This window comes from Escherichia sp. WS1368, from assembly GCF_046487485.1.
Taxonomy (GTDB): domain Bacteria; phylum Pseudomonadota; class Gammaproteobacteria; order Enterobacterales; family Enterobacteriaceae; genus Escherichia; species Escherichia coli.
Genome location: NZ_JBJQJI010000028.1, coordinates 22,619 through 30,956, shown reverse-complemented (window position 1 = coordinate 30,956; position 8,338 = coordinate 22,619). Strand labels below are relative to the sequence as shown.

Sequence of the window (8,338 nt, the reverse complement as noted above, 5' to 3'; positions counted from 1 at the left end):
GCCGGGCGACAACATCAAAATGGTTGTTACCCTGATCCACCCGATCGCGATGGACGACGGTCTGCGTTTCGCAATCCGTGAAGGCGGCCGTACCGTTGGCGCGGGCGTTGTAGCAAAAGTTCTGAGCTAATTGCCGATAACATTTGACGCAATGCGCACTAAAAGGGCATCATTTGATGCCCTTTTTGCACGCTTTCGTACCAGAACCTGGCTCATCAGTGATTTTCTTTGTCATAATCATTGCTGAGACAGGCTCTGTTGAGGGCGTATAATCCGAAAAGCTAATACGCGTTTCGATTTGGTTTGCCTCGCGATCGCGGGGTGAAAATGTTTGTAGAATACTTCTGACAGGTTGGTTTATGAGTGCGAATACCGAAGCTCAAGGAAGCGGGCGCGGCCTGGAAGCGATGAAGTGGGTCGTTGTGGTGGCATTGCTCCTGGTAGCGATTGTCGGCAACTACCTTTATCGCGACATTATGCTGCCGCTGCGTGCGCTGGCCGTAGTAATTCTGATTGCTGCAGCGGGTGGTGTCGCGCTGTTAACGACAAAAGGTAAAGCTACCGTTGCTTTTGCCCGTGAAGCGCGTACCGAAGTCCGTAAGGTCATTTGGCCGACTCGCCAGGAAACATTGCACACCACGCTGATTGTGGCTGCGGTTACCGCAGTAATGTCACTGATCCTGTGGGGACTGGATGGTATTCTGGTTCGCCTGGTATCCTTTATCACTGGCCTGAGGTTCTGAGATGTCTGAAGCTCCTAAAAAGCGCTGGTACGTCGTTCAGGCGTTTTCCGGTTTTGAAGGCCGCGTAGCAACGTCGCTGCGTGAGCATATCAAATTACACAACATGGAAGATTTGTTTGGTGAAGTCATGGTACCAACCGAAGAAGTGGTTGAAATCCGTGGCGGTCAGCGTCGCAAAAGCGAACGTAAATTCTTCCCTGGCTACGTCCTCGTTCAGATGGTGATGAACGACGCGAGCTGGCACCTGGTGCGCAGCGTACCGCGTGTGATGGGCTTCATCGGCGGTACTTCCGATCGTCCTGCACCAATCAGCGATAAAGAAGTCGATGCGATTATGAACCGCCTGCAGCAGGTTGGTGATAAGCCGCGTCCGAAAACGCTGTTTGAACCGGGTGAAATGGTCCGTGTTAATGATGGTCCGTTCGCTGACTTCAACGGTGTTGTTGAAGAAGTGGATTACGAGAAATCTCGTCTGAAAGTGTCTGTTTCTATCTTCGGTCGTGCGACCCCGGTAGAGCTGGACTTCAGCCAGGTTGAAAAAGCCTAACCCAGCGATCAAAAAAGCGGCGATTTAATCGTTGCACAAGGCGCGAGATTGGAATACAATTTCGCGCCTTTTGTTTTTATGGGCCTTGCCCGTAAAACGATTTTTTATATCACGGGGAGCCTCTCAGAGGCGTTATTACCCAACTTGAGGAATTTATAATGGCTAAGAAAGTACAAGCCTATGTCAAGCTGCAGGTTGCAGCTGGTATGGCTAACCCGAGTCCGCCAGTAGGTCCGGCTCTGGGTCAGCAGGGCGTAAACATCATGGAATTCTGCAAAGCGTTCAACGCAAAAACTGATTCCATCGAAAAAGGTCTGCCGATTCCGGTAGTAATCACCGTTTACGCTGACCGTTCTTTCACTTTCGTTACCAAGACTCCGCCGGCAGCAGTTCTGCTGAAAAAAGCGGCTGGTATCAAGTCTGGTTCCGGTAAGCCGAACAAAGACAAAGTGGGTAAAATTTCCCGCGCTCAGCTGCAGGAAATCGCGCAGACCAAAGCTGCCGACATGACTGGTGCCGACATTGAAGCGATGACTCGCTCCATCGAAGGTACTGCACGTTCCATGGGCCTGGTAGTGGAGGACTAAGAAATGGCTAAACTGACCAAGCGCATGCGTGTTATCCGCGAGAAAGTTGATGCAACCAAACAGTACGACATCAACGAAGCTATCGCTCTGCTGAAAGAACTGGCGACTGCTAAATTCGTAGAAAGCGTGGACGTAGCTGTTAACCTCGGCATCGACGCTCGTAAATCTGACCAGAACGTACGTGGTGCAACTGTACTGCCGCACGGTACTGGCCGTTCCGTTCGCGTAGCCGTATTTACCCAGGGTGCAAACGCTGAAGCTGCTAAAGCTGCAGGTGCTGAACTGGTAGGTATGGAAGATCTGGCTGACCAGATCAAGAAAGGCGAAATGAACTTTGACGTTGTTATTGCTTCTCCGGATGCAATGCGCGTTGTTGGCCAGCTGGGCCAGGTTCTGGGTCCGCGCGGCCTGATGCCAAACCCGAAAGTGGGTACTGTAACGCCGAACGTTGCTGAAGCGGTTAAAAACGCTAAAGCTGGCCAGGTTCGTTACCGTAACGACAAAAACGGCATCATCCACACCACCATCGGTAAAGTGGACTTTGACGCTGACAAACTGAAAGAAAACCTGGAAGCTCTGCTGGTTGCGCTGAAAAAAGCAAAACCGACTCAGGCGAAAGGCGTGTACATCAAGAAAGTTAGCATCTCCACCACCATGGGTGCAGGTGTTGCAGTTGACCAGGCTGGCCTGAGCGCTTCTGTAAACTAATGCCTTTACGTGGGCGGTGATTTTGTCTACAATCTTACCCCCACGTATAATGCTTAATGCAGACGTATATCCGAGATATTCGGGTTGTGGCAAGGCGGCAACTGAGTGAGTCGCCAGGAGCATAGCTAACTATGTGACTGGTGCGAATGAAGGAAGCCAACGCCGCCACAAGCTGAATAGCGACGGATAGAAAAGATTTGTTCGTTGGAGCCTGGCCTATCCAGGCCTCCGTCGAAGACCGCAGGAGTTTCGCAAGAAACTTAATCCCCTGCGTAGACGGTGACAGAACGCTAAGATTATTCTTTTATATTCTGGCTTGTTTCTGCTCACCGTAATTAAGACGCTCTCTCCGTTTGGAGGAGTGAAGTGAGTTCCAGAGATTTTCTCTGGCAAACATCCAGGAGCAAAGCTAATGGCTTTAAATCTTCAAGACAAACAAGCGATTGTTGCTGAAGTCAGCGAAGTAGCCAAAGGCGCGCTGTCTGCAGTAGTTGCGGATTCCCGTGGCGTAACTGTAGATAAAATGACTGAACTGCGTAAAGCAGGTCGCGAAGCTGGCGTATACATGCGTGTTGTTCGTAACACCCTGCTGCGCCGTGCTGTTGAAGGTACTCCGTTCGAGTGCCTGAAAGACGCGTTTGTTGGTCCGACCCTGATTGCATACTCTATGGAACACCCGGGCGCTGCTGCTCGTCTGTTCAAAGAGTTCGCGAAAGCGAATGCAAAATTTGAGGTCAAAGCCGCTGCCTTTGAAGGTGAGCTGATCCCGGCGTCTCAGATCGACCGCCTGGCAACTCTGCCGACCTACGAAGAAGCAATTGCACGCCTGATGGCAACCATGAAAGAAGCTTCGGCTGGCAAACTGGTTCGTACTCTGGCTGCTGTACGCGATGCGAAAGAAGCTGCTTAATCGCAGTTATCTTTTTAACGCATTCGCTTACGTATAAACTTATTCTGATATTCAGGAACAATTTAAATGTCTATCACTAAAGATCAAATCATTGAAGCAGTTGCAGCTATGTCTGTAATGGACGTTGTAGAACTGATCTCTGCAATGGAAGAAAAATTCGGTGTTTCCGCTGCTGCTGCTGTAGCTGTAGCTGCTGGCCCGGTTGAAGCTGCTGAAGAAAAAACTGAATTCGACGTAATTCTGAAAGCTGCTGGCGCTAACAAAGTTGCTGTTATCAAAGCAGTACGTGGCGCAACTGGCCTGGGTCTGAAAGAAGCTAAAGACCTGGTAGAATCTGCACCGGCTGCTCTGAAAGAAGGCGTGAGCAAAGACGACGCAGAAGCACTGAAAAAAGCTCTGGAAGAAGCTGGCGCTGAAGTTGAAGTTAAATAAGCCAACCCTTCCGGTTGCAGCCTGAGAAATCAGGCTGATGGCTGGTGACTTTTTAGTCACCAGCCTTTTTGCGCTGTAAGGCGCCAGTAGCGTTTCACACTGTTTGACTACTGCTGTGCCTTTCAATGCTTGTTTCTATCGACGACTTAATATACTGCGACAGGACGTCCGTTCTGTGTAAATCGCAATGAAATGGTTTAAGCGTGATAGCAACAGGCATTGCGGAAAGTGTTCCATTTTCCGGTCAACAAAATAGTGTTGCACAAACTGTCCGCTCAATGGACAGATGGGTCGACTTGTCAGCGAGCTGAGGAACCCTATGGTTTACTCCTATACCGAGAAAAAACGTATTCGTAAGGATTTTGGTAAACGTCCACAAGTTCTGGATGTACCTTATCTCCTTTCTATCCAGCTTGACTCGTTTCAGAAATTTATCGAGCAAGATCCTGAAGGGCAGTATGGTCTGGAAGCTGCTTTCCGTTCCGTATTCCCGATTCAGAGCTACAGCGGTAATTCCGAGCTGCAATACGTCAGCTACCGCCTTGGCGAACCGGTGTTTGACGTCCAGGAATGTCAAATCCGTGGCGTGACCTATTCCGCACCGCTGCGCGTTAAACTGCGTCTGGTGATCTATGAGCGCGAAGCGCCGGAAGGCACCGTAAAAGACATTAAAGAACAAGAAGTCTACATGGGCGAAATTCCGCTCATGACAGACAACGGTACCTTTGTTATCAACGGTACTGAGCGTGTTATCGTTTCCCAGCTGCACCGTAGTCCGGGCGTCTTCTTTGACTCCGACAAAGGTAAAACCCACTCTTCGGGTAAAGTGCTGTATAACGCGCGTATCATCCCTTACCGTGGTTCCTGGCTGGACTTCGAATTCGATCCGAAGGACAACCTGTTCGTACGTATTGACCGTCGCCGTAAACTGCCTGCGACCATCATTCTGCGTGCCCTGAACTACACCACAGAGCAGATCCTCGACCTGTTCTTTGAAAAAGTTATCTTTGAAATCCGTGATAACAAGCTGCAGATGGAACTGGTGCCGGAACGCCTGCGTGGTGAAACCGCATCTTTTGACATCGAAGCTAACGGTAAAGTGTACGTAGAAAAAGGCCGCCGTATCACTGCGCGCCACATTCGCCAGCTGGAAAAAGACGACGTCAAACTGATCGAAGTCCCGGTTGAGTACATCGCAGGTAAAGTGGTTGCTAAAGACTATATTGATGAGTCTACCGGCGAGCTGATCTGCGCAGCGAACATGGAGCTGAGCCTGGATCTGCTGGCTAAGCTGAGCCAGTCTGGTCACAAGCGTATCGAAACGCTGTTCACCAACGACCTGGATCACGGCCCGTATATCTCTGAAACCTTACGTGTCGACCCAACTAACGACCGTCTGAGCGCACTGGTAGAAATCTACCGCATGATGCGCCCTGGCGAGCCGCCGACTCGTGAAGCAGCTGAAAGCCTGTTCGAGAACCTGTTCTTCTCCGAAGACCGCTATGACCTGTCTGCGGTTGGTCGTATGAAGTTCAACCGTTCTCTGCTGCGCGAAGAAATCGAAGGTTCCGGTATCCTGAGCAAAGACGACATCATTGATGTTATGAAAAAGCTCATTGATATCCGTAACGGTAAAGGCGAAGTCGATGATATCGACCACCTCGGCAACCGTCGTATCCGTTCCGTTGGCGAAATGGCGGAAAACCAGTTCCGCGTTGGCCTGGTACGTGTAGAGCGTGCGGTGAAAGAGCGTCTGTCTCTGGGCGATCTGGATACCCTGATGCCTCAGGATATGATCAACGCCAAGCCGATTTCCGCAGCAGTGAAAGAGTTCTTCGGTTCCAGCCAGCTGTCTCAGTTTATGGACCAGAACAACCCGCTGTCTGAGATTACGCACAAACGTCGTATCTCCGCACTCGGCCCAGGTGGTCTGACCCGTGAACGTGCAGGCTTCGAAGTTCGAGACGTACACCCGACTCACTACGGTCGCGTATGTCCAATCGAAACCCCTGAAGGTCCGAACATCGGTCTGATCAACTCTCTGTCTGTGTACGCACAGACTAACGAATACGGCTTCCTTGAGACTCCGTATCGTAAAGTGACCGACGGTGTTGTAACTGACGAAATTCACTACCTGTCTGCTATCGAAGAAGGCAACTACGTTATCGCCCAGGCGAACTCCAACCTGGATGAAGAAGGCCACTTCGTAGAAGACCTGGTAACTTGCCGTAGCAAAGGCGAATCCAGCTTGTTCAGCCGCGACCAGGTTGACTACATGGACGTATCCACCCAGCAGGTGGTATCTGTCGGTGCGTCCCTGATCCCGTTCCTGGAACACGATGACGCCAACCGTGCATTGATGGGTGCGAACATGCAACGTCAGGCCGTTCCGACTCTGCGTGCTGATAAGCCGCTGGTTGGTACTGGTATGGAACGTGCTGTTGCCGTTGACTCCGGTGTAACTGCGGTTGCTAAACGTGGTGGTGTCGTTCAGTACGTGGATGCTTCCCGTATCGTTATCAAAGTTAACGAAGACGAGATGTATCCGGGTGAAGCAGGTATCGACATCTATAACCTGACCAAATACACCCGTTCTAACCAGAACACCTGTATCAACCAGATGCCGTGTGTGTCTCTGGGTGAACCGGTAGAACGTGGCGACGTGCTGGCAGATGGTCCGTCTACCGACCTCGGTGAACTGGCGCTGGGTCAGAACATGCGCGTAGCGTTCATGCCGTGGAATGGTTACAACTTCGAAGACTCCATCCTCGTATCCGAGCGTGTTGTTCAGGAAGACCGTTTCACCACCATCCACATTCAGGAACTGGCGTGTGTGTCCCGTGACACCAAGCTGGGGCCGGAAGAGATCACCGCTGACATCCCGAACGTGGGTGAAGCTGCGCTCTCCAAACTGGATGAATCCGGTATCGTTTACATTGGTGCGGAAGTAACCGGTGGCGACATTCTGGTTGGTAAGGTAACGCCGAAAGGTGAAACTCAGCTGACCCCAGAAGAAAAACTGCTGCGTGCGATCTTCGGTGAGAAAGCGTCTGACGTTAAAGACTCTTCTCTGCGCGTACCAAACGGTGTATCCGGTACGGTTATCGACGTTCAGGTCTTTACTCGCGATGGCGTAGAAAAAGACAAACGTGCGCTGGAAATCGAAGAAATGCAGCTCAAACAGGCGAAGAAAGACCTGTCTGAAGAACTGCAGATCCTCGAAGCGGGTCTGTTCAGCCGTATCCGTGCTGTGCTGGTAGCCGGTGGCGTTGAAGCTGAGAAGCTCGACAAACTGCCGCGCGATCGCTGGCTGGAGCTGGGCCTGACCGACGAAGAGAAACAAAATCAGCTGGAACAGCTGGCTGAGCAGTATGACGAACTGAAACACGAGTTCGAGAAGAAACTCGAAGCGAAACGCCGCAAAATCACCCAGGGCGACGATCTGGCACCGGGCGTGCTGAAGATTGTTAAGGTATATCTGGCGGTTAAACGCCGTATCCAGCCTGGTGACAAGATGGCAGGTCGTCACGGTAACAAGGGTGTAATTTCTAAGATCAACCCGATCGAAGATATGCCTTACGATGAAAACGGTACGCCGGTAGACATCGTACTGAACCCGCTGGGCGTACCGTCTCGTATGAACATCGGTCAGATCCTCGAAACCCACCTGGGTATGGCTGCGAAAGGTATCGGCGACAAGATCAACGCCATGCTGAAACAGCAGCAAGAAGTCGCGAAACTGCGCGAATTCATCCAGCGTGCGTACGATCTGGGCGCTGACGTTCGTCAGAAAGTTGACCTGAGTACCTTCAGCGATGAAGAAGTTATGCGTCTGGCTGAAAACCTGCGCAAAGGTATGCCAATCGCAACGCCGGTGTTCGACGGTGCGAAAGAAGCAGAAATTAAAGAGCTGCTGAAACTTGGCGACCTGCCGACTTCTGGTCAGATCCGCCTGTACGACGGACGCACTGGTGAACAGTTCGAACGTCCGGTAACCGTTGGTTACATGTACATGCTGAAACTGAACCACCTGGTCGACGACAAGATGCACGCGCGTTCCACCGGTTCTTACAGCCTGGTTACTCAGCAGCCGCTGGGTGGTAAGGCACAGTTCGGTGGTCAGCGTTTCGGGGAGATGGAAGTGTGGGCGCTGGAAGCATACGGCGCAGCATACACCCTGCAGGAAATGCTCACCGTTAAGTCTGATGACGTGAACGGTCGTACTAAGATGTATAAAAACATCGTGGACGGCAACCATCAGATGGAGCCGGGCATGCCAGAATCCTTCAACGTATTGTTGAAAGAGATTCGTTCGCTGGGTATCAACATCGAACTGGAAGACGAGTAATTCTCGCTCAAACAGGTCACTGCTGTCGGGGTAAAACCCGGCAGCGGATTGTGCTAACTCCGA

The 8,338-nt window shown here is 51.4% G+C and carries 7 protein-coding genes and 1 pseudogene; all 8 read left to right on the top strand.

From position 1 onward, the window contains the following. A pseudogene (gene tuf / locus ACJHYD_RS23500) lies at positions 1-130 on the top strand (elongation factor Tu); the annotation flags it as partial. A 229-nt stretch (positions 131-359) separates the two neighbouring features. Further along, positions 360-743 carry a preprotein translocase subunit SecE gene (secE, locus tag ACJHYD_RS23495; RefSeq protein WP_001275702.1) on the top strand — a complete coding sequence of 128 codons (384 nt, stop codon included), beginning with the start codon at positions 360-362 and terminating at the stop codon, positions 741-743. 1 nt (position 744) lies between these two features. After that, on the top strand, positions 745-1,290 hold the full coding sequence (gene nusG / locus ACJHYD_RS23490; RefSeq protein ID WP_001287516.1) for a transcription termination/antitermination protein NusG: 546 nt from the start codon (positions 745-747) through the stop codon (positions 1,288-1,290). 158 nt (positions 1,291-1,448) lie between these two features. After that, positions 1,449-1,877: a 50S ribosomal protein L11 gene (gene rplK / locus ACJHYD_RS23485; protein WP_001085926.1), complete on the top strand. Its 429-nt coding sequence runs from the start codon at positions 1,449-1,451 to the stop codon at positions 1,875-1,877. Between the two features lie 3 nt (positions 1,878-1,880). Beyond that, positions 1,881-2,585 (top strand): 50S ribosomal protein L1, encoded by a 705-nt coding sequence (rplA, locus tag ACJHYD_RS23480; RefSeq protein WP_001096684.1) that lies wholly within the window; start codon positions 1,881-1,883, stop codon positions 2,583-2,585. Positions 2,586-2,997: 412 nt separating this feature from the next. Then, complete coding sequence (gene rplJ, locus ACJHYD_RS23475; protein WP_001207201.1) at positions 2,998-3,495, top strand: 50S ribosomal protein L10; 498 nt, start codon at positions 2,998-3,000, stop codon at positions 3,493-3,495. Between the two features lie 66 nt (positions 3,496-3,561). Beyond that, positions 3,562-3,927, top strand: coding sequence for a 50S ribosomal protein L7/L12 (gene rplL / locus ACJHYD_RS23470; RefSeq protein WP_000028878.1), 366 nt, complete (start codon positions 3,562-3,564; stop codon positions 3,925-3,927). Between the two features lie 319 nt (positions 3,928-4,246). Then, entirely contained in the window at positions 4,247-8,275 is a 4,029-nt protein-coding gene (gene rpoB / locus ACJHYD_RS23465; protein ID WP_000263098.1) for a DNA-directed RNA polymerase subunit beta, read from the top strand. Positions 8,276-8,338: the final 63 nt, after the last annotated feature.